Origin of the sequence: Bacillus sp. FSL K6-1560, assembly GCF_038592935.1 — a bacterium.
GTDB lineage: Bacteria > Bacillota > Bacilli > Bacillales > Bacillaceae > Bacillus > Bacillus subtilis.
Map to the genome: position 1 here is coordinate 4,306,873 of NZ_CP151946.1, position 25,630 is coordinate 4,332,502.

The window sequence follows — 25,630 nt, forward strand, 5'->3', positions numbered from 1 at the left end:
TTTACTGATCAATTCAATCCTTTTTCGTTCCTTTTATCCGGCATTTTCACACTTCTTGCCAAGTATCCCGACAGCCATAACGCAACCAGCAGCATGAAGGTGATCATACCGACAACGCCCAGCCAGTGAAAAGCAGACCAGAATAGCCCTCCGATTGTTCCGAAAACACTTGAACCGGCGTAATAAAAGAACAAATACAGCGATGAAGCCTGTGCTTTGTTGAGAAGGGCTCTCCTGCCCACCCAGCTGCTGGCAACTGAATGCCCTCCGAAAAAACCGAATGTAAAGAGGGCAATCCCCAGAATTTTCACTGCCAGCATATTGTTTATCGTAAATAACGCACCTGCAATGACGATGAAAATATTCATCACCAATATTTTTGGATAGCCATATTGATCAACCATTCTTCCAATGAAAGACGAGCTGAAAATGCCTACAATCATCACAATAAATATCCAGCTGGCAAATGCTTTATTAAGCGAATACGGCGGGCCCAACAGCACATACACAATGTAATTAAACAATGCAACATTGCTTCCGAGCAGCAAAAAACCAATGAGAAACAAGCTGAATAATTTACGGTCCCTCAAGTGGCCGATCAGAGACATTCCCAATTTCCCGAGCTTCAATTTTCTTGGCGTAAAATGCCTGGATGGCGGCAAATTCATAAAAAATATAATACTAGCAATCAAACTAATGACACCAATTGATCCCATCGCTATATGCCAATTCAAGTACTCGCTCAGGAGCCCGGAAACGATCCTTCCGAAAACGGCGCCGATTGCATTTCCACTGATATATAGCCCCATCGCTGATCCAAGACTTCCGGGTTCAATTTCTTCCCCAAGATAAGCCATCGCAATCGACGGAAGGCCTGCGAGCGCAACGCCTTGAACGGTTCTCAATACGAGCAGTGTATGAAAGTTCGGACTGAAGGCCGATGCCAGACAGAGAACCGATGCGGCCAGCATGGAAATACCCATAATCGGCTTGCGCCCCCACACCTCGGATAATGAACCAAAGACAAGCATGCACACAGCTAACAGCATTGTGGTAACAGATAAAGAAAGACTCGCCGCAGTAGGCGTTACATGAAATTCCCGCGTGAATTCCTCCATGAGCGGCTGTACGCAATATAGAATCGCAAATGTATTGAAACCCGCAGCGAAGAAAGCAAACGTAATTTTTCGAAAAACCGGTGTGCCTTTTCGAATGTATGTCATCGGGACTTTATCGGTCCCTCATCATGTTGTGGAGCACTGCCATTCATAAACAATCATCCTTTATTTCTTCCGAATTCAAACATCCTCGAGTCTGTTTATATTATTATCTTAGCACCGTTGATATATGTTGTATAATGCATATAAAATATCGTTTTCATGCTTACATGTAATAAAGGAGGGATGATAATTGGAATGGGAACAACTTGAATATTTTCAAACACTGGCCCGGATGCAGCACGTCACGAAAGCCGCAAAAAGCCTCTCCATCACACAGCCTGCGCTTTCACGCTCTATCGCCAGGCTAGAAAATCATTTGGGCGTCCCGCTATTTGACAGGCAAGGACGATCCATTAGCTTAAATCAATACGGACACATTTTTTTGCGGCGGGTTCAGGCGATGATGAAGGAGTACACTGAAGGAAAAGAAGAAATCCAAGCCTTATTAAAGCCAGACCAAGGCGTAGTCTCTCTCGGTTTTTTACATACATTAGGCACCACGCTCGTGCCCGATCTCATCGGCTCCTTTCAGCAGGAATACCCCAACATTGCCTTCCAGCTGAAGCAAAACCACTCTTATTGGCTGCTTGAACGATTAAAATCCGGGGATCTGGACCTCTGTCTCCTCGCTTCGATTTTGCCTGAAGATCCGATCCAATGGATCAAGCTGTGGAGTGAAGAACTCTTTGTATTTGTGCCAAATGATCACCCATTAGCCAGTCGCGAAAGCATTACCCTGAATGAGATTTCCGGGGAGCGTTTTATTTTATTGAAAAAAGGCTATGCGCTTCGGATGACGGTCGATGAGCTGTTTGAGAAGGCCAATATACAGCCGAACATTATGTTTGAAGGAGAAGAAGCAGCTACTGCCGCAGGTTTTGTGGCAGCCGGTCTGGGCATATCTATTCTCCCAGACCTGAAAGGCTTAGACCAAAGCAAAATCACCAAAATCCGCGTCAGCTGGCCGGAATGTCAGCGTGTCATAGGAATTGCCTGGATAAAAGGCAGGTTTTTATCACCGGTTGCTGAGACCTTTAAACAATATGTGATCAGCCATTTTTCTGAGTAGGGAGGATTCAAGCATGAATGTCAAAAAAATCACGTCAGAACAGGATTTACATACAGCGTTTGAAATCAGAAAGGCAGTATTTGTAGAGGAACAAGGCTGTCCCATTTCGGATGAATTCGATGAGTTCGATACACTCCACGGTGACTGCCAGCACATCCTGGCTTATCATCAGAATGTACCTGTGGGCACTGCACGTGTCCGTATCGTTGGCCACACGGGGAAACTGGAACGAATCTGCATTCTGAAGCCTTACCGCAAATTCGGTTTGGGAAAAGTGATCGTCGATGCATTAGAACGTATTGTGAAAGAACAAAGCATTTCTGCCTTCAAACTGCACGGCCAGACACAGGCGGCAGGCTTTTATGAAAAGCTCGGCTATCAGACTGCATCAGAAGAATTTATGCTGGACGGCATTCCGCATGTGCTGATGACAAAACAAGACGATTCTGCTTTATAGATTGTTCACAAATTTGTCACTTATGAGCATGAACGGTTCATTGGTATACTAATCACCGATTATGGAGAGAAGGAATGATTGTATGCCAGCAAATAAAAAAGAAGGCCTTATATTTGGCGTGATGATGTGCTTTGGAATGGTTTGCGTCATGTCGATTTACAATGCCATCATCAACGGAGCCATCCACGATTTTTCACTGATGACCGTTTTTGAAATGGTCATCGGTTTTATGGTCGCCCTCCTGTTAGATTTACTGTTAGTGGGCCCCCTCGCCAAGAAGATTGCATTCCGCATGCCGTTCGACAAGACTAAAAAAATTTATGTCATCCTTGCCATGTCAACTTGTATGGTGATTGGCATGGTACTTTGTATGTCTGTGTTCGGTTTAGTGACAGCGGTTCTAGCAAATGGGCTGAACGGGGACAGCCTCTTCAGTGCTTATCTTATGATTGTGTTGAAAAATTTCATCCTGGCCTATCCATTGCAATTACTGATTATGGGCCCATTAGTCAGAGGGATTTTCATGAAATTTGTAAAACCAAAGCTCACAGCCGCAATTTAAATAGAATAGGAGTGAGCCTGACACTCACTCCTTTTGCTCATGAATCGAATGTATAACAAGCTCCGCAAAAGCCTCTGCAGCAGGCAGCTGCCATTTTTTCTTTTTGGGTGTGAGTAAATCGGATCGAGGGCTTCAACATGCTGGAGATTTTTCAGCTTATGTTTTTCACTTCCATTAATCCCTATACCTTACCACATAGTTTTTATACAATTCTTCGTTATAAAGAATTTCTTCGCCATGTGAAGAGCAAATGAGCGTTGGTTTGATTTGATCTATGATTGAGCCGCTATCGATGTTCTCATTTATATCAACACTGAATCTTCTTATAGGTGGGTGTAAATCCTCCTTACTTGTGATAAAAAGGTCGCCCGTTAATAGCGTACGATCGATTTTATGATAATACACGACATGCCCCGGCGAATGGCCAGGTGTTAAATAGTATTTCAGAGGCAGGTGAGCAAGCGTTTGCTCCGTCAGCGGCTGGACAATATGGGCTACCCCTGTGTTCTCCACTTCATTTTTGTTCGGATATGGCTCTTCCCCATTGATGTACTTTAGTTCTTTCTGGTGCGCAAAAATCGGAATATCAAATCTCTCTAACCATTTTGATGCACCTCCGATATGATCACTGTGGCCATGGGTAAGCAAAATGGCTTTTGGATTGCCGATCGCTAACGCTGCCCTAATTTGAGCATCAGCAAAACGTTCTATTCCCGTATCAACAATATAAACATCATCACCATCTTTGATAAACCAGGTATGAACCGGAATACGAAGAGGCACATCAAGCTCAAATTCACATTGATAGACATGTTCTGATAGTTGTCTCAAGTTCACGCAAACCACTCCCTTTGGAGATTTTTGATAGTTCAAAAGAAAACAGAAGTGAACGGACTATTTTCAAGACAGATTATCTTGAAAATGGTCCCACACTCCAGCGGACTGGATTCTTGAGAAGGAGACGCCGATTTTCGCCAGCATCAGCTCGACTTGTTAACGTTGTCCATTAATAATCCCTTTTGTTCCCCTTCTTCACATATTCCCAATCACGTTCTATATTCTTCCTCACTCTATGAAGGAGTGCAGAAATGGTTTCCTTTTCCTCTGAAGTAAAACCGGACAAGGCCACTTCCGTGGAATGTTCTCCTTCTCTTCTTAACAATGGATATACCTTTTTCCCTTTCTCAGTCGGGAACAGTTTTTTTATTTTTTTATTTTGCTCATCCGGCAGTTTTTGAATAAATCCCTGCATTTCCAGCTTCTTAATGGCCCGCGCGGCCGTTGTCCGATCCACTTTTATCATTTCCGCCAATTTTTCTTGAATAATTCCCGGATTTTCGTATATACGTACGAGATAGAGATACTGCCCTCTTGTTAAGTCTAAATCTTTAAATTCGATGTTGCTTATGGAATCCAACGCTCTTGCTATCATGCCGATCTCACGCAAAATATCATTCATTCCTAAAACTCCTCACGTATTTTTGTTGTATTTACAACAAAAATGTTTTAACCTTACTATTATAAGACCACATGCATGCTGTACAGTCCAGACTAATATCAGAAAAGGATTGATTCATAATGAATATAAAAAGAATAACAACTGAAGCTGATTTACATGCAGCTTTGAATATTAGAAAGACGGTTTTCATTGAGGAGCAACATGTATCTGAATCCGAAGAGTTTGATGAATTTGATACGCTCCAGGAACAATGCCAGCATGTCTTGGTATATCATGAGAGTCAGCCTGTCGGCACGGGCCGTGTGCGTATCGTTGACCATACAGCAAAGCTGGAAAGAATCTGCATCCTAAAACCTTACCGTAAGTATGGATTGGGGAAAGTCATCGTAAGCGGGTTAGAAGAAATCATAAAAGAAAAAGGACTGACTGCATGTAAGTTGCATGGTCAAACACAAGCAGCAGGCTTTTATCAAAAACTGGGCTACCAGATTTCTTCACAGAAATTTATGGAAGACGGCATCCCTCACGTCCTGATGACAAAAGAAATATCGCGGAATATAACATGAAATATATTTTTTACGGATTAGGCATACTCATATTAAGTTTGGGCATTTCCTTAACCATACAATCAGGGCTGGGCACATCCCCCTTCGATGCCCTTTTGGTTGGTCTGTCAAAAGAAGTCGGACTTACCGTAGGAAGCTGGGAGGTCCTTATTTCTGTGATCCTCTTAATCTGCAACGCTATATTAACGAGAAAAAAACCTATTTTGCTGGGCTTGATTACAGCATTCATTACTGGAATAGGCATTGACCTATGGTTGTTTGTTGTAAAAAACACCCTCTATCTAAACGCGTTGTTAAGCAAACTGATTTGTTTCGGAATTGGTTTGGTGCTCATCGGTCTTGGAACAGCCATCTATCTTCAGACGAAATTCGCATCAACACCAATCGATCATTTAACACTCATTATCCGAGATCTCTCCAAAAGAACAATCTTGTTTTCAAGAACATTGGTATACGCTCTTTTCTTAGTATTAGCCATCGTCTTTAAAGGCCCTATCGGCATCGGAACCCTATTAACCGTCTGTTTGGGAGGAATGCTCCTTCACGTTTTTATGCCTATTGTGGAAAAACAATTCTTATCAAAGAATAGAAGGGGTTAAAAAACCTCTTCTTTGAAAAAACGAAACGCAAAACAAGCTACGTTTCGTTCAATAATTTTATGATAAATTAAAATTTATAGTACCAAAAAATCGCAATTTCATTTGCTGTTGGAAGATTGGAATAAAGCATCGTATCAACTGCACCTATTATAAATTGATGTTTGGCATAAAAATGACAAGCTGAAACATTAATATCTTGTGTTTCAAGCATAAGACCACAAAAGCGATTCTCCTTTGCCCACTCAATTGCTTTATGTAATAATGCTGTTCCAACGCCTTTTTGTCTATAGTCTTTTGCAACGGCAATGTCCTCTATTAGTGCATACCCATTCCAGTTAGAACGAATCTTAATCCGGCCGATGCAGTTGTTTTCAACATAATATAAAAAAACCGCTTTTCCCTCTTCTTCAACATAACTAACAGCCATTTCATCATCTTCATATTGTTTAAAATAAGGTTTAGAAAATCGTTCCTCAGTATATGTCCAAACACCGTTTTCAAAAGCAGGTATCATTCTCCCAAAAACAACGAGAGGTTCATTTGGTTTATTGAAATCTTTCATATTCAATTTAGTCATTTTAATGATCATATCAATCCCCGCCAATCGAGATAATATTTAGTAAACTCGTTTCGATACGATTCAACAACAGTTTCCAAAAGTGTACTCTATAAGAGAACAGCATTAGCATCCATTACCTTATATATTTCTCTATCTTAATGAGGTATTTCAACAAAGGCGTGTGGTACAGTAAATAGGAATAGAAACAAGAGAAAAGAAGATGACCCTATGCCCACTAACAATAAACTCAATGAGAAATATCATACTTCCTTCAACTCGCCCACAACCCTGTTGACTAGTACCCATGGAGAGAGGAAGCTTTGACACAGCTTCTGCCATTGGGGACATCTCTATTGAAGCATCCAAAGGACAACCAAGGATCGCTCTTTGACTTTTCCAAGAAGAAAGTAGAGTGAATAAAGGAGTGATTGAGTATGTTAACAAGAGAAGATATCTTTAAACACGTCAAAGAAAAATACGGTACATCGCCTGATTACCCGTGGGAGAAATACCCAAACTATGCTTCTTTGAGACATACATCAAACAAAAAATGGTACGGTCTTATCATGAATGTTCTCCCAGAAAAATTAGGCTTGGATGGTTATGGCGAAATAGATATTCTAAATCTAAAATGTCCCCCTGAAATAAGTGATAGCTTAAGAAACGGGGAAAATATCTTACCCGGATATCATATGGATAAGGAACATTGGATTTCAATTGTTTTAGAACGGACAGATCCAGGAGGCGAAATCTATATCTTAATCGAGCAGAGCTTTCATTTAACCAAGTGAAGATAAAGAGTGTTCCGGCTAATCAAGCTGCGAAGAGTAGTGGGCACTTTCATTTTAGGATACTGTTCTTCACTCTGTCCACAAACGCAACTTAGTTCATCTGGTGCGAGAGCGGGAGAAGAATTTCAACCAACTTCTTATGGAAAAGGATGAATAGTTATGACAAATAACTTAAAACAGAGAAGAATCATTTTAGATTTAGCAGTTACTTTAGATGGTTTTATTGAAGGGAAAAATGGAGAAGTTGATTGGTGTATTATGGACCCTGATATGGGGTTTACTGATTTTTTAAATCAAATTGATACTATTTTATATGGTAGAAAAAGCTACGATTTATGGGGACAATACATTCCAAAAAATGAAGACCCTGATACAGAAAAGGAACTTTGGAAATTGGTTCATAGTAAAAAGAAATATGTTTTTTCCAGAACACAAAATGAGATTGATAATCAAGCCATATTTATAAATGATAATATTCTTGAAGAAGTAAATAAATTGAAGAAAAATCCTGGTAAAGACATCTGGCTATATGGTGGAGCGAGTCTCATTACAACTTTTATAAATTTGGGGCTTGTTGATGAATTTAGATTATCTATTCACCCTGTTGTTTTGGGAGAAGGAAAACCGTTGTTTATTGATGTAAAACAGAGGATAAATTTAAAAATGGTGAATACAAGAACATTTTCCTCTGGCGTTGTGCAAATCGTTTATCATTGGAATGGCTAACATTGTAAAGTAACACTCGACAGTAATCCTTCTTATTGAACTAAAGGGGAATCCATAAATAATGGGTTCCCCTTAATATACTATGGAATTATCAATATCAAATTTTCTGTAATAAAAGAGGATTGAAAAGGACGATGTCTCCTCCATTAACATCATTAAGCATTATAGTATATTTTCTTCTCCCTCTTTTAAGTAATCGGCTAAGTTTTGTATTTATAAAAAAACGAAAGAAGGTGATCCAATGCCTACTAACAATAAACCCAATAGATTAATCGCTGAGAAATCTACTTATTTTACTTCAACATGCTCATAACCCTGTGGACTGGTTCCCTTGGGGAGAAGAAGCATATGAAAAAGCGAAACGCGAAAACAAGCCGGTTCTGGTCAGCATCGGTAGTTCGACATGTCATTGGTGCCATGTCTATTAGAATAACCATAATAGATCTTTTATGACTCTATATTATCTATAGTTTTATAAACAATTTGATCTTTCCTAAGTATTATTTTCAAACCGAATTTTTATTATCTATCTCTCCTACTTATTTTTAATATCCTGATACACTTTCTCAAAAGTCTCGATTGGTAGCGAAAACTTAGTTGTTTTCTCGTTACGATAATTGATCACTATATCAATTTGATTACCTTTTTGCTCAAACTCAATAAATGCATTCTCCCATTTATCTCTGATTGATATTATACGATTGCCATTTTTCTTTTCCTTATAGATGTAATCCATTTTAACTCTCCTTCCAGAATCAATAACAAAACCTTATGTTATTAAAAGTCTACATTATCGACCGACAAAAGGTTTCGAAATAAGCAATCCTCAAAAAAGGAAGTAAATCATGACTTGCGTTTGGTGGCCCGGATAATCAAATCGTGCGGAACTCCATTAAAAGATAACAAAAGCCATTTTAAACGATAATACTATTTGTTCAAACAATACAGTTTACCTTTTATGTCATTCATTTTCTAAAAACTGCAATCCGTAACCATGCGGTAGCAGGTTTTTTTATTTGCTTGACTTAGAGTTAACTCTAAATTGTAAACTAACTTTAATTAAATGAGAGGGATGATGTTGTTGTATTCCATTAGTAAAGCTGCTGAGAAGACTAGTATTAGTTCGTATACATTAAGATATTACGAAAAGATTGGGTTACTTCCACCACCAAAACGAAAAAACAGTGGAAGGCGTTTTTATACGGAGACTGATATTCAGTTCATGTTATTCCTGAAAAGTTTAAAGGAAACAGGTATGTCTTTGGAGGATATTAATGAGTTTGTCAAAGACGGATGCATTTTGGAAAAAATCAATTCGGATGTTAAATCGGCACAACTCTCCCCATCTATAAATAAACGTATTGAGATTTTAACCAAGCACTTAGAGAAAATGGAAATTAAAAAAAGGGAGCTAGAAGAAGTCATTTCTACGACAAAAGGAAAACTGGATACATATTATTCAATTTTGAAAGAGGAAGTGGAAAACAAATGAAACATTTAAATATATACCTGATGTTACTTGGCTTCTCTATTTTTACAGGAGCTACTTTTAATCTTGCAAAATATACGGTTGGATATTTTTCTCCATCGTCTTCTGCGGCATGGCGTTTCGGTTTAGCTGCTGCGGTGATGCTCATCATTTTGATTTTTACTGAAGGTATAAAGAAGAGTCAATTACGGAAAAACGCCGTTCCATACATTGTTCTTGGAATTATAGGAATCTTTGGCTTTAATGCCTTGTTTTTTGTTGGTTTAAAATATACATCTCCCGTTAACGGAGCATTAATAATGGGGCTGAATCCTTTATTAACAGCAATTCTCGCTCGAATTATCTTAAAGGACAACATGACAAAAAAACAAGTACTCGGCATACTCTTTGCTTTCATTGGTGTATTGCTAGTCATTACACAAGGTTCTATCGAAACCATTAAAACCTTATCAATTTCAGGAGGAGACTTAATAATCTTTACAGGTAACGTTTGTTGGGCACTTTATGGTGTACTTGGACGTCGGTTTGTAAAGGATGGAACTCCGCTATCTACAACCACTTATACGATGGCTATCGGTGCTGTTAGTTTAATAATAGTTTCCTTATTTACATCCAAACCTGTTTCTTTATCGAACATCCCGATTGGAGTTTGGGGGGCAATTGCTTTTATGGCTTTCTTTACAAGTGTTTTGGGTTACCTATGGTGGAATCAGGGGATTAAAGAGATGGGGGCTAGTAAAACATCTTTATTTTTCAACCTTGTTCCCGTTGTAACGATGATTATTTCATTTGCCTTTGGAACACCAATAAAGGTATTTCAAGTTATTGGGGCTGTGTTAGTTATATTAGGCGTTTTAACCGCTTCGGGGGTAATACATATTCCTAAGTACAATACTAAAGAACAGTCAGCTATATAAAGAAATAGGGAGTATTTTTGAGAAAATGTGTTAAGTTAAATATACACTAATTATAGGAAGAAGGTGATCCCATGCCAAACAAAAGTAAACCCAATAGATTAATCAATGAGAAATCACCATACTTACTCCAACACGCCCACAACCCTGTGGACTGGTACCCTTGGGGAGAAGAAGCATTTGAAAAAGCAACACGCGAAAACAAGCCGGTTCTGGTCAGCATCGGTTATTCGACTTGTCATTGGTGCCACGTCTATTAGAATAGCCATAATATAGTATGCTTACTTGCATTGGTTATCATAATCGTCACTAGTGGCATAATAGTTAAAGTAGCCAAAAAATACATTCAGATTTCCACTGCTATGCACTTACAACTAGAAAATAATTTGACCCATTTCTGATTTTGAACTGACGTATTAAAAACTAGACTTATATATACTGATTAATAATTGAAGGTTATAATATCTTGATTATTGTTAATCTATAAAAATATCCCCTACGCTAAAATAGAGGGGATACTTATACTAAAAAAAATCATCTAGTAACAGATTCATTTCTTGATGCTCATGTTCTAATTTCTCTAATACACTCAGACCTATTTTTATCCTAAGTTCAACAAATTTTAAAATACTGAGAACTTCTTGTTTCGCTTCGTAACAGCCATTCTGCATTAATATGTTTATATTTAGTGTAATTGATCGTCGAGCATTTTTTTGATTTTGGTCTTTACTATGTTCAAAAAATTCAATTATACCTTTAATTTGTTTGTCGATTCGTTCGTCGTAATTTAATTTTTGAAGAAAGGAATTAAGTTCATCCAAACTTTGAACTTCTTTAATCCACATCATATTTCTATATTGGTTATACAGTTCTTTAATCACTTGATAATATTCGGGAAATATAGAATATTTATTTTTTAAAAATTGTAACAAAGGAAATGACACAGATTCCCCCATGGGATAACCAGGTGATAAATAAAATGTTCCATCAGACTTTTTTGAAATGTCTAGCATTACATGTTTAAGCCTTCCAATAATATAATCACTCATTCCTACGGCGAATACTTGCTCCTGCATCTCATTAAGTACTGGAATAAATAATTGTCTTTCGACCATTGTTCTGTTTAAGTCAAATAATATCTTTAGAACTTGGTCACTGTTTATGGAACGACTTTTCAAATTAAGTAATCCATATAATAATTTTTTCTGTTGCTCTCCAGGTTGTCTGTTTATATAAGTGGCAGTAAAGTATTCTTGAAATGAGCGATGCTGATAAGAATATTTCAAACCATCAATTATTAATATACACACAACTTCAATCAAGTCATCAATATAATATTGAGAATTAAATTCTAATCTTTCTAATACTTTTGCTTTATTTATATAACTAGTTAGTTCTTGAGTTGAAAATGATAATTTATTTTCAAAATAGCTTAAAGCAGAAATTGTCTCGAGTATCTTAGAAAAACCATCAGATCCTAAATTAAAAACGTCAGTTTTTTTCTTTCTTTTAAAACCAGGCTTAGTGGCGTCATGCCTTCGGTCTAGAACATCGTATGCTTGACCATAAAAAACATGCATTCTATCAGGAATTTCTGCAAACTCTTCAAATGTCAGTAACATTAAGGTTAATAACAAAGGGTTAGAGCAAAAATCTTTTTGCTTTTTGTATAGCGATTTATCTAATGTTTTTAAAAACCTTGACTTAACCTCTTCATCATAGTAGGGAAGCTTTTCAATTAATTTAATAGACTTTTCTTTACTAAGAGGTAGCATTTTAAACTCAATAAAACCATCCCATCCCACTGATAAACTATCTGATTCTCTTGATGACACCAAAAAACTATTTTGATGGTACTTATCCATTAATACTTCAATCTCTTTAATTAGTTTCTGTTGTTTGCTGTCTTCTACTTCATCAAATCCATCGAATAAGAATATATATATACCTGTATCAAGAGATTCCAAAAAATATTTTTTTTCTAAGGTGAAGCCTAAACTATTAATTGTCTCGTACATACAATCAATTAGAGATTTCTCTGAATCATTTACATTCCTAAGAGGTAGAAAAATGGGTATTTTATCAGAAGTATATAAAGCGCTTATAAATAAATGTTTAAAAAGTGTTGACTTTCCGGTTCCACCAGTTCCTAAGACCATACTAGAATTACTAACTTGTAAAATCCCATTTATATTTTCAGTAGAAATAATACTGTCTTCACACTTTAAATCTGTATGGACATAAAAATCATATAAATTAATGGGAATACTTTTGTGAATAAGTGTCTTTACCTTTCCATATTTGTCAGCTGCTCTGTTTAAGTATCCTTGGTAAGCATTTTGTGTTTTAATTTGATAATCGGCAACTTTATCTTTACTGAAGCCAAAAACCCTTTTGCAGATAGTCTCTAAGTTTTTTTGAACAACATCTACTATAATCTTACTTGGATCTATTGGTGTTTGCTCCATAATTCTGCCCCTTTACATTTTACAACTTCTTAATAAAAAAGAAATATTAACCTATAATATAATTATATTACATTTGAAGGTGATATAGTATGGAACTTAAGGAAAGGATTAAACGAGTCGCCATATACCTCAGAAAATCACGCAATAACGAAGGTGAAGAGACTGAAGAAACCTTAGCAAAACACAGAAAACGCTTGTTAGATATTGCAGAAAAAAACAACTGGGAGTTCAAATTGTTTCAAGAAGTTGGCAGTTCAATGGATGAAAATCGACCAGAGTATCAAAAAATGATCTGCGAAATTAAAGAAAACCTTTTTGATGCTGTTTTATCTGTTAACCTTGCACGTGTTACTAGAGACGATGCTGAAACACCTAAATTTATGAGTTTATTAAGACAAGAAGATGTCCTCTTTGTTACAGATAGTGAGCGTATATATGACTTAGAAATCCAAGAAGATTGGCAAGCATTAAAGTTCACTGGGTTCGTAAATAACTGGGAGTATGAAAATATAAAGGCGCAGCTAAGGAAGGGAAAAAAGGATAGTGCAAAGTTAGGCAGGTGGTCAAACGGAACACCGCCATTTGGTTATATTTATAACCCTTTACAAAAAAGAGTGGATATTGATAAAGAACGGGCAAAGGGTGTCAAGTTGGCTTTTCAGTTGGTTTTAGATGGAATGGGTGTCGATAATATTGCTATAAATCTAAACCAGTTAGGTTATCGAACTAAAAGAGGGAATTTATTTAGTAGAAAAAGCATTGAAAGAATGATCCGTTCTGAAATTTACAAAGGATGGATAGTGTCCAACCGACTAAAAGGAAGGAATACTCACCAAGGAAAAATAAGACCTAAAGAACAATGGATTATTGTTAAAGATGCAATAAAACCTTGCATTATTGATGAAGAAACGTGGGACCTAGCCAATGAAAAATTGACCCTTAAAGCCTTGCCCCAAGAGCAAGACAACGAAGACACGGTTTATCAAATGATTAAATGTGCCTTATGCAGAAGAACTCACTCAGTGACCATTAGAAAAGATCGAAAACAGAAAAAGGAACTTAAACCTTGCAATAGGAAAGACCCTTTAGGCAACAGTTGCTATAACAGAGGCTTAAATTATAATTCTATGATGGATCTCATAATAACCAGAATTAAAATTATGCGAGAAGAAATAATTGCTGAACTCAAAAATTTAAAAGCGGAATCCCAGCCTTTCGATTCTAAGGCAATCAAAATACAATTGATTGAAGAACGAATGAAGAAAGTTGAAAAAGCACTGAAAATGCTTCAAATACAATTAGAGGAAGACTTAATTAGTTTAGAAGAATTTAAAGAAAGAAAAAAAATACGACGAGAATTAGATAAGCTTCAATTAGAATTACAAGAAACAGAAAACATAACACAAGAAGATGAGATAAGGGCAAAAGAATCCCTCGTTGAGCGACTAGATCACTTTCTTAACAATTGGAAACAGCTCGATGATACGAAACTAAATGAAGGATTAACATCATTTATAAGTAAAGTGATATGGCATTATCCCAAAGGTAGCAATAAACCACCATCATTAAATATAGAATGGATAGATTAACGTTGCAAAGATTACTCCAAAATTATATACACAAAAAAAGAGGAGTAAACACACATGGACTACTCAACAATATCTTGACTGTGACTGTAATCAATTAAGAAGGAGAAAACATATATGTCTACTATGTTTTCTCCTTTATTTTAAGGTTTTTTATAATTTAGGTCTTGATAATTTAAACCTGTTTGTATTTCTGTTTTTAAAACAATTAGAAACAATTATTAACAACGTCACCTAAACTAAAGAATTCTAGTACAGCTTTTTGTGTTTCACCTGGTAGTGCTTTAGTAGATACTTTTACGGCTTTTTTTATAGCATTTGTTCTAGAAAGTCCTAGGTTTCTTTGATGTTTATAAGCTCTGATAATTGTTTTTGTCATGGAATTTAGTCCGCCCATTAATTTTGCGGCTTTTTTAACCTTTAAGATCTTTGCCCATGGGATAGCATTTACTGCTATAGCTTTAGCAGCACTAGAAATGCAACTCCATGCATTCAATACTATAAATGGTCCGATATTATCCTGTACGGTTTTAACAGCAGTCAGGTTTTCTCCATCGGCAACAAATTCATAACCTTCAAATTCGTTACCTTTATGTACGTTTAACCATTCAACACCGGAGTTTATTCCTTGTTCAGCAATATCCTCTGGCATTTGATCAATTAATTCTAATAGAGGTTCAAGAGTTCTTTTCATGTTCTGAGCTTCTACATTAACTTGCTCAGAAGAAACTTCATTAGAATTTTCTTTTGCGTTAGCTATTGGTATTGTTATAGTGGTGAAAATTAGAGAGAAACAGATTACAATAACCAATTGTTTAATGCTTTTCTTCACGATAAAACTCCTTTACAATATTTTTATAGAATTATTTTCCGATGAAAATAATAACATATTTTTTAAAAAATAGGAGTGTGTTTATGAAAAAAAGTTTATATTTTTTGATACTATTGATCGTTGCAGGCTCGTTTATTGTTAATATTTTTGTAGATAGTGAATCTATTTCAACAATAGTTAATATTATTGGACTAATTGCAATTATTATTATGGGCATTGGTTTAAGAATTAGTTTTGGTAACTCTTCTGAAAAGTAATCCTTTTTAAGACCAGAGGAAAAAAGTATCCTCAATTTTAGAATGCTTTTTTTCAGTAAATTTTATTGGAAATTTACTTATAGAAAAACTTTCTCGCTATTAGACACAATATGCAAAGATTTAAGTATAGATTACCCTCAGGAAAGTTATCGTTGGAATTACGTTATAAAATTAGGAAGATCACACATAATAGATTAAATAATAATTTTTACTACGAAAGAAGGTGATCCCATGCCAAACAAAAGTAAATCCAATAGATTAATCAATGAGAAATCACCATACTTGCTCCAACACGCCCACAACCCTGTGGACTGGTTCCCGTGGGGGGAAGAAGCATTTGAAAAAGCAACACGCGAAAACAAGCCGGTTCTGGTCAGCATCGGTTATTCGACTTGTCATTGGTGCCACGTGATGGCTCACGAAAGCTTTGAAGACGAAGAAATCGCGCGTCTTCTCAATGAACGGTTTGTGGCGATTAAAGTCGACCGGGAAGAGCGGCCTGATGTGGATTCTGTTTATATGAGAATCTGCCAGCTGATGACCGGGCAGGGCGGCTGGCCGCTGAATGTGTTTATTACGCCTGATCAAAAGCCGTTTTACGCGGGTACATATTTTCCAAAGACGAGCAAATTCAATCGTCCTGGTTTTGTTGATGTGCTTGAGCATCTGTCTGAGACGTTTGCGAACGACCGCGAGCATGTCGAGGATATTGCGGAGAACGCCGCTAAACATTTACAGACCAAAACAGCCGCCAAATCAGGCGAAGGCCTTAGCGAGTCAGCGATTCACCGGACATTCCAGCAGCTTGCCAGCGGGTTTGATACGATCTACGGCGGTTTCGGGCAGGCACCGAAATTTCCGATGCCCCATATGCTGATGTATTTGCTTCGTTATCATCACAATACGGGGCAGGAGAACGCTTTATACAACGTGACGAAAACGCTGGACAGCATGGCGAATGGCGGCATTTACGATCATATCGGCTATGGGTTCGCCCGCTATTCGACCGATGACAAGTGGCTCGTTCCCCACTTTGAAAAAATGCTGTACGACAATGCGCTGCTGCTGACCGCTTATACCGAAGCCTACCAGGTCACGCAAAACAGCCGCTATAAAGAGATTTGTGAGCAGATCATTACGTTCATTCAGCGGGAAATGGCCCATGAAGACGGAAGCTTTTTCTCTGCTTTAGACGCGGATACAGAAGGAGAAGAAGGAAAGTACTACGTGTGGTCAAAGGAAGAGATTCTGAAAACGCTCGGGGACGATCTCGGAACGCTGTATTGCCAAGTGTATGACATCACTGAAGAAGGAAACTTTGAAGGCAAAAATATTCCTAACCTCATTCACACAAAGCGAGAACAAATCAAAGAGGATGCCGGGTTAACCGAAAAAGAGCTCAGCCTCAAACTCGAAGACGCAAGACAGCAGCTCTTGAAGACACGCGAGGAAAGAACCTATCCGCATGTCGATGATAAAGTGCTGACCTCATGGAACGCGCTGATGATCGCGGGTCTTGCGAAAGCGGCAAAGGTATACCAGGAGCCGAAATATCTCAGCCTAGCGAAAGACGCCATCACATTTATTGAAAACAAATTAATCATCGACGGCCGTGTGATGGTCCGATATCGTGATGGCGAAGTGAAAAACAAAGGCTTTATCGACGATTACGCTTTTCTCCTATGGGCTTATCTGGATCTCTATGAAGCTTCGTTTGATCTTTCTTATTTACAAAAAGCGAAGAAACTGACAGACGATATGATCAGCTTATTTTGGGATGAGGAGCATGGCGGATTCTACTTCACCGGACACGATGCAGAAGCCTTAATCGTACGGGAAAAAGAAGTGTACGACGGCGCCGTGCCTTCCGGAAACAGTGTGGCAGCAGTTCAGCTGCTGCGTCTCGGGCAAGTCACAGGCGACTTATCACTGATCGAAAAAGCGGAAACAATGTTTTCCGTGTTCAAGCCAGACATAGACGCGTATCCAAGCGGCCATGCTTTCTTTATGCAAAGTGTGTTAAGGCATCTAATGCCTAAAAAAGAAATCGTGATTTTTGGCAGCGCAGACGATCCAGCCAGAAAACAAATCATAACAGAGCTCCAAAAAGCCTTTAAGCCTAACGACTCCATTCTGGTAGCAGAGCATCCTGATCAATGCAAAGACATTGCGCCATTCGCTGCAGACTACCGCATCATAGACGGCAAAACAACCGTGTATATTTGTGAAAACTTCGCCTGCCAGCAGCCGACAACAAATATCGAAGAAGCGATCCACACATTAATAAGCAGCAGGGATTAAGACCCTTGCTGCTTACTTTTTGATTTCTTATGGTACCATAAAGCGATCCCCGCAAACACAAGGTTGACCGCTATCGTAAAGAAAGCCTCCCACATCGGGTTCCCCCGCGTAACGGTAAACAGAGAAGGAATTCCTCCATACACACTGTTTTTTTCTGTAATAAACATACACAAAAACATATTATTCGCGGCATGGGCGCCAAGTGATATTTCGATGCTTCCAGTTTTAATCGTGTAATAGGTCCACACAAAACCAAATGTTAAATACTCAATTCCTGCCCAGACAGCGCCGTTGTTCATTTCTGGATTCGCAAAATGCAATACGCCAAACAATCCTCCGACAATCAGTGTCAAAAATAGAGGATTTTTCGTCAATCTCCCGAAAGCTTGAAGCAAAAATCCCCTGAAAAACAGTTCCTCAGCTGATGTCTGAATCGGAACCAAAATGAGGGCAGCCGCTAGCAGCCAGATAAATCGTGATGCATCAAAGGCTTGCATTGAATAATTGTCTGGATGAATCACAAAATCAATCAATTGTACGGCGATCATCAGCAAGAAATAAGCAATAAAACCAAAGGAAATTCTCCGCCAATTCATCTTTGAATTTGGTGTAATCACAGTTCGGAAAGGCCGCTTCAAAATAAAGCGCACAGCCAGCCAAACTCCCGGAATGGCGAATAAATAAATCACATGGGACAAATAAAGATCTACGAGGGGATCACTCAGCACAGCTTCATCCAAATCAAACGTGATATTGGGATTCACAATAACCGTGAACAATATAGCGAAAAGGTAAGCTATATTCCCGAATACATATAACCCTACCATCACCAAAAAAGCGAAAAAATATCTCCACAACGTATTGTTTCCTTCTATAGGACGGATAAATGAATTCATTCCTTCTATGTCTCTTCCTTTCAATGAGAATATTACTATATATTTGCATAAATTGGTCTATGAATCTACTGTTTTGGAAATCTTTTAAGCAAAATTAAAATATAAAGTGTGAATTTAGTTCTTCCATCTAGTGATTTGAACTCTGTTGCCAATGAACCAAGATACTTATAATAGTCCCAAGAGGGGAATTTTCAGTCTTTTCTTACTACTCAAAAGGGGGTTTTTTATGAATACGATCTTCAAACAAAAGAATACACATCCTTTCTCAAACGCAGCGAATCGTTTAGACCGCCTTCCGATTTCACGCGTTCATTTCCAAGTGTTAACCGCTCTCGGCATTGTTTATTTCTTTGATCTCGCAGATTTATTTACCCTCAGCAATGTAGCGCCGGCACTGATCGAGCATTGGGGCATCCCGCTTTCAACTATTGCTAACGTAACGGCTGCTTCGTTTTTAGGCATGTTTTTAGGCGCTTCACTGGGCGGACGGCTGTCCGATCGAATCGGCCGCAAAAAAGCCTTAAATCTATTTGTCTTTGTTTTCTCAATCGCATCGCTATGCAATGCTGCGGCATGGGACATTCCATCTTTAATGACATTCCGTTTCCTCACCGGATTTGGCGTTGCAGCCGCCATGGTCATTACGAATAGCTATTTGGCGGAATTTTTCCCTTCAAGTGTACGTGGAAAATATATTTCTTTTTGTGCCATGATTGGATTGATTGGGGTTCCGATCACCAACATTGTGTCTGCCTTTGTCATTCCTCTTGGTTCATGGGGATGGAGGCTAGTATTTGTATGGGGTGCCGTCGGCCTTATTTATTTTTTCTTCATCCGCCGTCTGGAAGAGTCACCTCGCTGGCACGAAAATCGCGGGGAATATACGAAAGCCGATGCGATCCTCACCCGAATTGAAGAACAGGTTGAAAAGGAGAAAGGCCCGCTTCCGGCAGCATCCCAGCCTAAAGTAAGCGAAACTGTTAAGCAGAATGCAGGTTACGCAGGCTTATTGAAAGGCAGAAACCTCAAAATCACCATCGTATTATCTGCTGTATGGATTTTTGAAACGTTTGGGTTTTACGGATTTGCTTCATGGGTTCCAAGCCTGCTAAAAAGTAATGGCGTAACCATGGAAAATACATTATGGTATAACGTATTGCATTCCGTCGGCGCTCCGCTTGGCGCACTGCTCGGCTCCATGATTTCCGAAAGATTTCAAAGAAAATGGATTTTAGCTGCGAGTGCGTTTCTGACGGCCATCGCCGGGCTCTTATATGGTATGACTTTTATTCCCATCATGATCATTGTATTTGGTTTTATCGTAAATATCACAGAACGGGTCTTTACCTCGAACTTATACGCCTATACATCTGAACCTTATCCGACTGAATACCGCTCGTCTGGCAGCGGTTTAGCCTATGGTCTTGGCCGTTTTTCAAACATTTTTGGCTCATTGCTTGTCGGATTTATTGCCGTTCAGCTCGGCTATATCAGCGTCTTCTTATTTATTGGGGGCTGTTGGCTCGCTTGCTCCTTGCTGTTAATCTTCTTCGGTCCTAATACGAATGCAAAACAGATTTAAAAAAGTCAGTGCGGATCTGCCGCACTGATCTCATTACAATTGCTTCAAAATCCTTGCGGGGTTTCCGCCTACAACAGTATTAGCGGGTACATCCTTAGTGACAACAGATCCAGAAGCAATCACTGCGTTATCACCGATTGTCACTCCCGGGTTAATCACCGCCCGGCCTCCAATCCAAACTTGATCTCCAATTGTCACAGGCTTACCGAACTCCTTCCCGGATTTCCTTTCGATCGGATCAAGAGGATGACCGGCCGTGTAGATATGTACACCTGGCGCAATCAAACAATGACGGCCGATACGCACCTCACACACATCTAAAATGACACAGTCAAAATTAACAAATGTATGATCTCCGATATGAATATGATAGCCATAATCACAGCGGAATGTCGGCAAAATCGTGACTTGATCCCCAACCGAACCGAGCAGCTCCTTCAAAAGCTCTGTCCGCACTATATCATCTTCCGGTGTTTCGTTATATTGTCTAATCAGCTGTCTCGCATGCTTGCGTTCTAGTAATAGTTGTTGATCTTCCGAATTGTATAATTCTCCGGCTGCCATTTTTTCTTTTTCTGTCCTCAGCATTTAAGTCACTCCAGATGTCAGATTGTAATCTCGATCAAATTTCCTTCATCATCCTCAATCACGCTTTCATAGTAGCCGTCTCCTGTTGTCCTCGGGCCGTTTACTACTGCGAAACCATCCGCCTTCAATCGATCAGTCAGTTCGTCAACTTTCTCCCGGCTCCCAACGGAAAAGGCAATATGTGCCCAGCCTGTCATTGTTTGTGAGGGCGGATCGGTCACATTCCCTTTTTTCATAATTTCCAGCCTTGCTCCGGAATCAAACGTAATAAAATAAGACTTAAAATCTTTTTTCTCATTATGATACAAATCATTCGCTTCGCCATTAAAATACGATTCATAAAAAGACTTCATTCGCTCTAAATCATTGACCCAGACCGCTGTATGTTCAATCTGCATTTCTTCCTCCTCCTTCGCCTTCAATGAAGTTATAAGGTATGAAATGCATTTCAGTTCAAGCTTTTTTCTTAAATTTATGCTGAATTTTGATATCAGCGGGTTCATCCTGCAAAAATAGAGAAAATGCTGCGATGCCGAGCTGCTCAAGATTCAAATCAAGCGACGGAAAACCAAGAACACGGCTGATAGAAGTATTTCCCTCGCCTATGATTTCAACATCCCAATTATTCTTTTTGGCAAATAGATGAATTCCAGCTGCCACTTCATCACTATTTGCATAAATAGCAGTCGGAACCCGCCCGCTCATATAAAAATGTTCAGCTGCCAGCTCACCATCATTCATATCGTTGCATCCGGACAGCATATGGCGGTCTTCCAACCTTCCGCAGACAGCTTTATAGGCCGCAGCTTTATCAGCCGTGCTCGGGCTCCTATCAGCTTCTCTGACACACGTAAAAGCAATATTCTCATGCCCGCGGCTCTTTAAATAGCGAAAACTCTCTGCATAAGCAGTTTTTCTGTCATTAAAAGCACAAGGGACATCAATGTCTCCGGTATCCTCACAAGCGATGACCGGCCCATATTCCTGATAAGCTAAAATGCTGTCCCAATGATTGGCGCGGGAAGTAATGATGAGACCGTCTATTTTCTTCGTTCTTAACAGCTCTAAATATTTGATTTCAATATCGGGGTTATAATTGGTGGGGAGAAGGGTCGTTGCATACTCATGCTGAAAAGCCGCCTTGGTGATTCCGTTAACGATTTTATCAAAGCAGGGATGATCGCTATAAGGCAGAATCACACCGACCGTATGGGTTTTCCCGCGAATGAGATCGATTGCGGTTCGATTTGGTGTATAATCCAAATCCTTCATGACTTGATGAACAAGCTTTCTCTTTTCTTCAGATACATACGGATGATGATTCAATACACGCGAGACAGTCGAAACAGATACATTTGCCAGTCTTGCGATCTCTTTTATATTTGCCATCTCTTTCTCCTTTTCATATAAAAAAAAGCAGTAAGTGTAAAATCCTTACTGCTATCTCATCATATATTGATGATAAGTTCAACAGGACAATGGTCGGAACCCATGACATCCGCTGATATGCTGGCATCTTCAATCTGTTCCTTAAGGCTTTCAGAAACAACAAAATAATCAATCCGCCATCCAATATTTCTGTCCCGGGCGCCGGCACGATACGACCACCAGGAATAAGCGCCTTCAAGATCAGGATAAACATGACGGAAAGAATCAACAAAGCCAGCTTCTAAGAAACGAGTGAATGCCTCTCTTTCTTGATCTGAAAATCCAGCATTATTCCGGTTCGCCTTTGGATTTTTCAAATCAATCTCCTGATGGGCTACATTCAAATCACCGCATAAAATCACTGGTTTTTTCTGATCCAATTCAAGAATATAAGACAATAAAGCCTCTTCCCATTGCATGCGGTAATCAATCCGCTCTAATCCCCTTCTGGAATTGGGCGTGTAAACAGTCATCACAAACACGTTTTCAAATTCCAGCGTAATCACTCTGCCTTCTTGGTCATGCTCTTCTACTCCGATACCGTAGATGACCTGCAGCGGTTCTTGCTTAGAAAAAACAGCTGTGCCGGAATATCCTTTTTTCACTGCATAATTCCAGTACACATGATAGTCTTCAGGCTGGAGATCAACCTGGCCGTCCTGTATCTTCGTTTCCTGAAGACATATAATATCTGCATCCTCTTCTTTCAAATAAGAGAGGAAATCCATTTTTCTCATCACAGCCCGCAGGCCGTTTACATTCCATGAAATCAACTTCATGTTTCATCCTCCCCCCTATAAAAAAGAGCAAGAACCCGAAGGTCCTTGCTCTTTACATATCAGCTTACTCACCGCTTACGTATGGAAGTAAAGCCATTTGACGTGCGCGTTTGATCGCTGCAGTCAATTTACGTTGGTATTTAGCGTTTGTTCCAGTTACACGACGTGGTAAAATTTTACCGCGCTCAGAAACAAACTTTTTAAGAAGATCTACATCTTTGTAGTCGATGTGCGTGATACCGTTAGAAGTGAAATAACACACTTTACGGCGTTTCGCACGACCGCCTCTGCGTCCTCCTGCCATTGTCATTTCCCTCCTTTCTTTTTCATTTTAGGCGATAATCACATTAGAATGGAAGATCATCATCCGAGATGTCAATCGGTTTGCCGTCGTTGGCAAATGGGTCATCATTAAAGCTGTTCCCCTGATTGCGTCTCTGGTTGTTTTGATTTCCCCCAAATGGATTATCATTTTGGCCTCCGCCAAAGTACTGGCCTCCGCCGCTGTTTCCTTCGTTGTATCCACCTGAACCAGAACCGCCGCCGTTTTTCGGCTCAAGAAATTGAACACTTTCAGCTTGGACCTCTGTCACGAAGACACGCTGTCCTTGCTGGTTTTCATAATTTCTTGTTTGTAAACGGCCATCTACGCCTGCAAGGCTTCCTTTTTTCAAGAAGTTTGCAACGTTTTCGGCTTGTCTTCTCCAAGTGACACAATTAATGAAATCGGCCTCACGTTCTCCGGACTGGTTCGTAAATGTACGATTCACAGCAAGAGTAAACGTAGCAACAGCCGCACCGTTTGGCGTATAACGAAGCTCTGGGTCTTTTGTCAGTCTTCCGACTAATACAACTCGGTTAAGCATAAGAAAGACCACCTTTTACCATTATATATTTCAAAATTGCTTATTCTTCTTCTTTAACAACAATGTGGCGAATGATATCGTCACTGATCTTAGCTAGACGGTCAAATTCTTGAACTGCCGCAGCGTCAGATTGAACGTTTACGATTTGGTAGAAACCGTCGCGGAAATCGTTGATTTCGTAAGCAAGACGACGTTTACCCCAATCCTTTGTTCCAGTGATCTCCGCACCGTTAGAAGTCAGAACGTTGTTGAAACGCTCGATAACTGCTTTTTTAGACTCTTCGTCAATGTTTGGGCGGATAATGTACATAACTTCGTACTTTCTCATCTGTTTGCACCTCCTTTTGGACTAAGCGGCCCATAATGGGCAAGGAGCAATAATTCTATTACTCACAATTTTATATTATACCAAAGCTCTTGTCCCTTTACAACTGCATCCTATACATTAAATCGGAAATGAATAACATCTCCGTCTTGGACCACATATTCTTTCCCTTCAAGGCGGACTTTTCCTGCCTCTTTAGCTCCTGCCATACCGCCGCCCGCAAGAAGATCCTCATAAGCAACTGTCTCAGCACGAATGAAGCCCCGCTCAAAGTCACTATGAATAATTCCTGCACACTCAGGGGCTTTCATGCCTTTTTTGAATGTCCAAGCTCTGACTTCCTGTTCTCCGGCTGTGAAATATGTTGCGAGGCCGAGAAGAGAGTAAGACGCTTTGATCAGCTGATCAAGACCTGATTCTTGAATGCCCAGCTCTTCCAAGAACATTTGCTTTTCTTCGCCTTCAAGCTCAGCGATTTCAGATTCGATTTTTGCACATACAACGATAACTTCTGCATTTTCGCCGGCAGCGTACTCGCGAATCTTCGCTACATTTTCATTGCCAGATGGATCAGCAACTTCATCTTCACTTAAGTTGGCCACGTACAAAATAGGCTTCGAAGTCAGTAAATGGAGCTGCTTCACAAGCTTTTGCTGCTCTTCAGTGAATTCTACAGATCGAGCAGGCTTTTCACTCTCAAACGCTTCTTTCAGTTTAGATAAAATCTCAAACTCAAATACAGCGTCTTTATCTTTTTGCTTCGCAAGCTTGCTGACGCGTGTAATCCGCTTTTCAACCGTTTCCATATCAGCGAGGATCAGCTCAAGGTTGATCGTTTCAATGTCATCAATCGGATCAACCTTTCCGGAAACGTGTGTAATGTTGTCATCGGAAAAAGCACGGACAACGTGGCAAATCGCGTCAACTTGGCGAATATGAGATAGGAACTTGTTGCCGAGTCCTTCTCCTTTAGATGCGCCCTTTACAATCCCTGCAATATCAGTGAATTCAAAAGCAGTCGGCACAGTCTTCTTCGGGTTGACCAGCTCAGTCAGCTTTTGCAGACGATCATCCGGTACCTCTACAATTCCCACGTTCGGATCAATTGTACAGAACGGGTAGTTGGCTGATTCGGCACCGGCCTGTGTAATTGCGTTAAATAGTGTTGATTTTCCGACGTTCGGCAAACCAACAATTCCAGCTGTTAAAGCCATTCTTTCATCTCCTCTATATAAAACCGTCATTGTATGAACGTATTTTGAACCTAGAGCAATTATAAGGAGGTTCACTTGAAAAGACAAGCTGACAAAA

29 protein-coding genes and 4 pseudogenes are annotated in these 25,630 nt (G+C 39.4%); 16 read left to right on the forward strand and 17 right to left on the reverse strand.

Features of this window, described 5'->3' with window-relative positions; translation table 11 throughout:
- Positions 1–8: 8 nt before the first annotated feature.
- Entirely contained in the window at positions 9–1,223 is a 1,215-nt protein-coding gene (locus tag NYE22_RS22865; protein WP_249852435.1) for an MFS transporter, read from the reverse strand.
- Between the two features lie 187 nt (positions 1,224–1,410).
- Between NYE22_RS22865 and NYE22_RS22870 the strand changes: the two genes are divergently transcribed.
- The 3 genes from NYE22_RS22870 (at position 1,411) to NYE22_RS22880 (ending at position 3,308) form a co-directional block, all read left to right on the forward strand.
- Positions 1,411–2,289, forward strand: a complete 879-nt coding sequence (locus tag NYE22_RS22870; RefSeq protein ID WP_249852436.1) for a LysR family transcriptional regulator — start codon at positions 1,411–1,413, stop codon at positions 2,287–2,289.
- 13 nt (positions 2,290–2,302) lie between these two features.
- On the forward strand, positions 2,303–2,746 hold the full coding sequence (locus tag NYE22_RS22875) for a GNAT family N-acetyltransferase (RefSeq protein ID WP_217019871.1): 444 nt from the start codon (positions 2,303–2,305) through the stop codon (positions 2,744–2,746).
- 82 nt (positions 2,747–2,828) lie between these two features.
- The gene (locus NYE22_RS22880) at positions 2,829–3,308 is read left to right on the forward strand and encodes a DUF2798 domain-containing protein (RefSeq protein ID WP_032724977.1); all 480 of its coding nucleotides are present in this window, start codon (positions 2,829–2,831) and stop codon (positions 3,306–3,308) included.
- A 24-nt stretch (positions 3,309–3,332) separates the two neighbouring features.
- Here NYE22_RS22880 and NYE22_RS22885 read toward each other — a convergent pair.
- From NYE22_RS22885 to NYE22_RS22895, 3 genes and pseudogenes are all read right to left on the reverse strand, one after another.
- A pseudogene (locus tag NYE22_RS22885) lies at positions 3,333–3,466 on the reverse strand (LysR family transcriptional regulator); the annotation flags it as partial.
- 16 nt (positions 3,467–3,482) lie between these two features.
- Entirely contained in the window at positions 3,483–4,145 is a 663-nt protein-coding gene (locus tag NYE22_RS22890) for an MBL fold metallo-hydrolase (protein WP_032724976.1), read from the reverse strand.
- A gap of 169 nt (positions 4,146–4,314) precedes the next feature.
- Positions 4,315–4,767, reverse strand: coding sequence for a MarR family transcriptional regulator (locus NYE22_RS22895; protein WP_003226875.1), 453 nt, complete (start codon positions 4,765–4,767; stop codon positions 4,315–4,317).
- Positions 4,768–4,886: 119 nt separating this feature from the next.
- Here NYE22_RS22895 and NYE22_RS22900 point away from each other — a divergent pair, with 119 nt between their 5' ends.
- Positions 4,887–5,333 carry a GNAT family N-acetyltransferase gene (locus NYE22_RS22900; RefSeq protein ID WP_342412215.1) on the forward strand — a complete coding sequence of 149 codons (447 nt, stop codon included), beginning with the start codon at positions 4,887–4,889 and terminating at the stop codon, positions 5,331–5,333.
- Positions 5,330–5,932 carry a YitT family protein gene (locus NYE22_RS22905; RefSeq protein ID WP_072173947.1) on the forward strand — a complete coding sequence of 201 codons (603 nt, stop codon included), beginning with the start codon at positions 5,330–5,332 and terminating at the stop codon, positions 5,930–5,932. The genes NYE22_RS22900 and NYE22_RS22905 overlap by 4 nt, the downstream gene beginning before the upstream one ends.
- Positions 5,933–5,999: 67 nt before the next feature.
- Here NYE22_RS22905 and satA read toward each other — a convergent pair whose 3' ends face one another.
- Positions 6,000–6,521, reverse strand: a complete 522-nt coding sequence (gene satA / locus NYE22_RS22910) for a streptothricin N-acetyltransferase SatA (protein ID WP_077670822.1) — start codon at positions 6,519–6,521, stop codon at positions 6,000–6,002.
- 404 nt (positions 6,522–6,925) lie between these two features.
- On the opposite strand from satA, the gene NYE22_RS22915 reads away from it, so the two are divergent.
- The 3 genes and pseudogenes from NYE22_RS22915 to NYE22_RS22925 all read left to right on the forward strand — a co-directional run.
- Positions 6,926–7,282 (forward strand): MmcQ/YjbR family DNA-binding protein, encoded by a 357-nt coding sequence (locus NYE22_RS22915; RefSeq protein WP_302897149.1) that lies wholly within the window; start codon positions 6,926–6,928, stop codon positions 7,280–7,282.
- 159 nt (positions 7,283–7,441) lie between these two features.
- Positions 7,442–8,008, forward strand: coding sequence for a dihydrofolate reductase family protein (locus tag NYE22_RS22920; protein ID WP_021481097.1), 567 nt, complete (start codon positions 7,442–7,444; stop codon positions 8,006–8,008).
- A gap of 241 nt (positions 8,009–8,249) precedes the next feature.
- Positions 8,250–8,421, forward strand: a pseudogene (locus tag NYE22_RS22925) (DUF255 domain-containing protein); the annotation flags it as partial.
- A gap of 122 nt (positions 8,422–8,543) precedes the next feature.
- On the opposite strand, the gene NYE22_RS22930 reads toward NYE22_RS22925, so the two are convergent.
- Positions 8,544–8,744, reverse strand: a complete 201-nt coding sequence (locus NYE22_RS22930; RefSeq protein ID WP_021481098.1) for a hypothetical protein — start codon at positions 8,742–8,744, stop codon at positions 8,544–8,546.
- Positions 8,745–8,856: 112 nt separating this feature from the next.
- Between NYE22_RS22930 and NYE22_RS22935 the strand changes: the two are divergent.
- From NYE22_RS22935 to NYE22_RS22950, 4 genes and pseudogenes are all read left to right on the forward strand, one after another.
- Positions 8,857–8,933, forward strand: a pseudogene (locus NYE22_RS22935) (thioredoxin domain-containing protein); the annotation flags it as partial.
- Between the two features lie 150 nt (positions 8,934–9,083).
- Positions 9,084–9,500: a MerR family transcriptional regulator gene (locus tag NYE22_RS22940; RefSeq protein ID WP_010886646.1), complete on the forward strand. Its 417-nt coding sequence runs from the start codon at positions 9,084–9,086 to the stop codon at positions 9,498–9,500.
- Entirely contained in the window at positions 9,497–10,414 is a 918-nt protein-coding gene (locus tag NYE22_RS22945; protein ID WP_302897148.1) for an EamA family transporter, read from the forward strand. The genes NYE22_RS22940 and NYE22_RS22945 overlap by 4 nt, the downstream gene beginning before the upstream one ends.
- A 71-nt stretch (positions 10,415–10,485) precedes the next feature.
- A pseudogene (locus tag NYE22_RS22950) lies at positions 10,486–10,656 on the forward strand (DUF255 domain-containing protein); the annotation flags it as partial.
- Positions 10,657–10,935: 279 nt separating this feature from the next.
- On the opposite strand, the gene NYE22_RS22955 reads toward NYE22_RS22950, so the two are convergent.
- Complete coding sequence (locus NYE22_RS22955) at positions 10,936–12,879, reverse strand: NACHT domain-containing protein (RefSeq protein WP_302897147.1); 1,944 nt, start codon at positions 12,877–12,879, stop codon at positions 10,936–10,938.
- Positions 12,880–12,968: 89 nt separating this feature from the next.
- Here NYE22_RS22955 and NYE22_RS22960 point away from each other — a divergent pair, with 89 nt between their 5' ends.
- A complete protein-coding gene (locus NYE22_RS22960; RefSeq protein WP_302897145.1) occupies positions 12,969–14,468 on the forward strand; it encodes a recombinase family protein in 1,500 nt (499 codons plus the stop codon).
- A 205-nt stretch (positions 14,469–14,673) separates the two neighbouring features.
- Here NYE22_RS22960 and NYE22_RS22965 read toward each other — a convergent pair whose 3' ends face one another.
- Positions 14,674–15,297: a hypothetical protein gene (locus tag NYE22_RS22965; RefSeq protein ID WP_032724965.1), complete on the reverse strand. Its 624-nt coding sequence runs from the start codon at positions 15,295–15,297 to the stop codon at positions 14,674–14,676.
- 83 nt (positions 15,298–15,380) lie between these two features.
- On the opposite strand from NYE22_RS22965, the gene NYE22_RS22970 reads away from it, so the two are divergent.
- Entirely contained in the window at positions 15,381–15,554 is a 174-nt protein-coding gene (locus NYE22_RS22970; RefSeq protein ID WP_162837276.1) for a hypothetical protein, read from the forward strand.
- Positions 15,555–15,785: 231 nt separating this feature from the next.
- Positions 15,786–17,855, forward strand: coding sequence for a thioredoxin domain-containing protein (locus NYE22_RS22975; protein WP_342412216.1), 2,070 nt, complete (start codon positions 15,786–15,788; stop codon positions 17,853–17,855).
- On the opposite strand, the gene NYE22_RS22980 is transcribed toward NYE22_RS22975, so the two are convergent.
- Positions 17,852–18,751, reverse strand: a complete 900-nt coding sequence (locus NYE22_RS22980) for a type II CAAX endopeptidase family protein (RefSeq protein ID WP_021481102.1) — start codon at positions 18,749–18,751, stop codon at positions 17,852–17,854. The genes NYE22_RS22975 and NYE22_RS22980 overlap by 4 nt on opposite strands.
- Positions 18,752–18,977: 226 nt before the next feature.
- On the opposite strand from NYE22_RS22980, the gene NYE22_RS22985 reads away from it, so the two are divergent.
- Entirely contained in the window at positions 18,978–20,333 is a 1,356-nt protein-coding gene (locus NYE22_RS22985; protein WP_038828056.1) for an MFS transporter, read from the forward strand.
- Positions 20,334–20,366: 33 nt separating this feature from the next.
- On the opposite strand, the gene NYE22_RS22990 is transcribed toward NYE22_RS22985, so the two are convergent.
- From NYE22_RS22990 to ychF, 8 genes are all read right to left on the reverse strand, one after another.
- Positions 20,367–20,921, reverse strand: coding sequence for a sugar O-acetyltransferase (locus tag NYE22_RS22990; RefSeq protein WP_015250785.1), 555 nt, complete (start codon positions 20,919–20,921; stop codon positions 20,367–20,369).
- Between the two features lie 17 nt (positions 20,922–20,938).
- The gene (locus NYE22_RS22995) at positions 20,939–21,319 is read right to left on the reverse strand and encodes a VOC family protein (protein ID WP_003244460.1); all 381 of its coding nucleotides are present in this window, start codon (positions 21,317–21,319) and stop codon (positions 20,939–20,941) included.
- Between the two features lie 55 nt (positions 21,320–21,374).
- A complete protein-coding gene (ccpB, locus tag NYE22_RS23000) occupies positions 21,375–22,310 on the reverse strand; it encodes a transcriptional regulator CcpB (protein WP_141949355.1) in 936 nt (311 codons plus the stop codon).
- Positions 22,311–22,369: 59 nt separating this feature from the next.
- Entirely contained in the window at positions 22,370–23,128 is a 759-nt protein-coding gene (gene xth, locus NYE22_RS23005) for an exodeoxyribonuclease III (RefSeq protein ID WP_003243194.1), read from the reverse strand.
- Positions 23,129–23,192: 64 nt separating this feature from the next.
- Positions 23,193–23,432 (reverse strand): 30S ribosomal protein S18, encoded by a 240-nt coding sequence (gene rpsR / locus NYE22_RS23010; RefSeq protein ID WP_003219224.1) that lies wholly within the window; start codon positions 23,430–23,432, stop codon positions 23,193–23,195.
- Between the two features lie 43 nt (positions 23,433–23,475).
- The gene (ssbA, locus tag NYE22_RS23015; protein ID WP_003219228.1) at positions 23,476–23,994 is read right to left on the reverse strand and encodes a single-stranded DNA-binding protein SsbA; all 519 of its coding nucleotides are present in this window, start codon (positions 23,992–23,994) and stop codon (positions 23,476–23,478) included.
- A gap of 40 nt (positions 23,995–24,034) precedes the next feature.
- Positions 24,035–24,322 carry a 30S ribosomal protein S6 gene (gene rpsF / locus NYE22_RS23020; RefSeq protein WP_003244064.1) on the reverse strand — a complete coding sequence of 96 codons (288 nt, stop codon included), beginning with the start codon at positions 24,320–24,322 and terminating at the stop codon, positions 24,035–24,037.
- 110 nt (positions 24,323–24,432) lie between these two features.
- Complete coding sequence (gene ychF / locus NYE22_RS23025) at positions 24,433–25,533, reverse strand: redox-regulated ATPase YchF (protein WP_342412217.1); 1,101 nt, start codon at positions 25,531–25,533, stop codon at positions 24,433–24,435.
- Positions 25,534–25,630 lie beyond the last annotated feature (97 nt).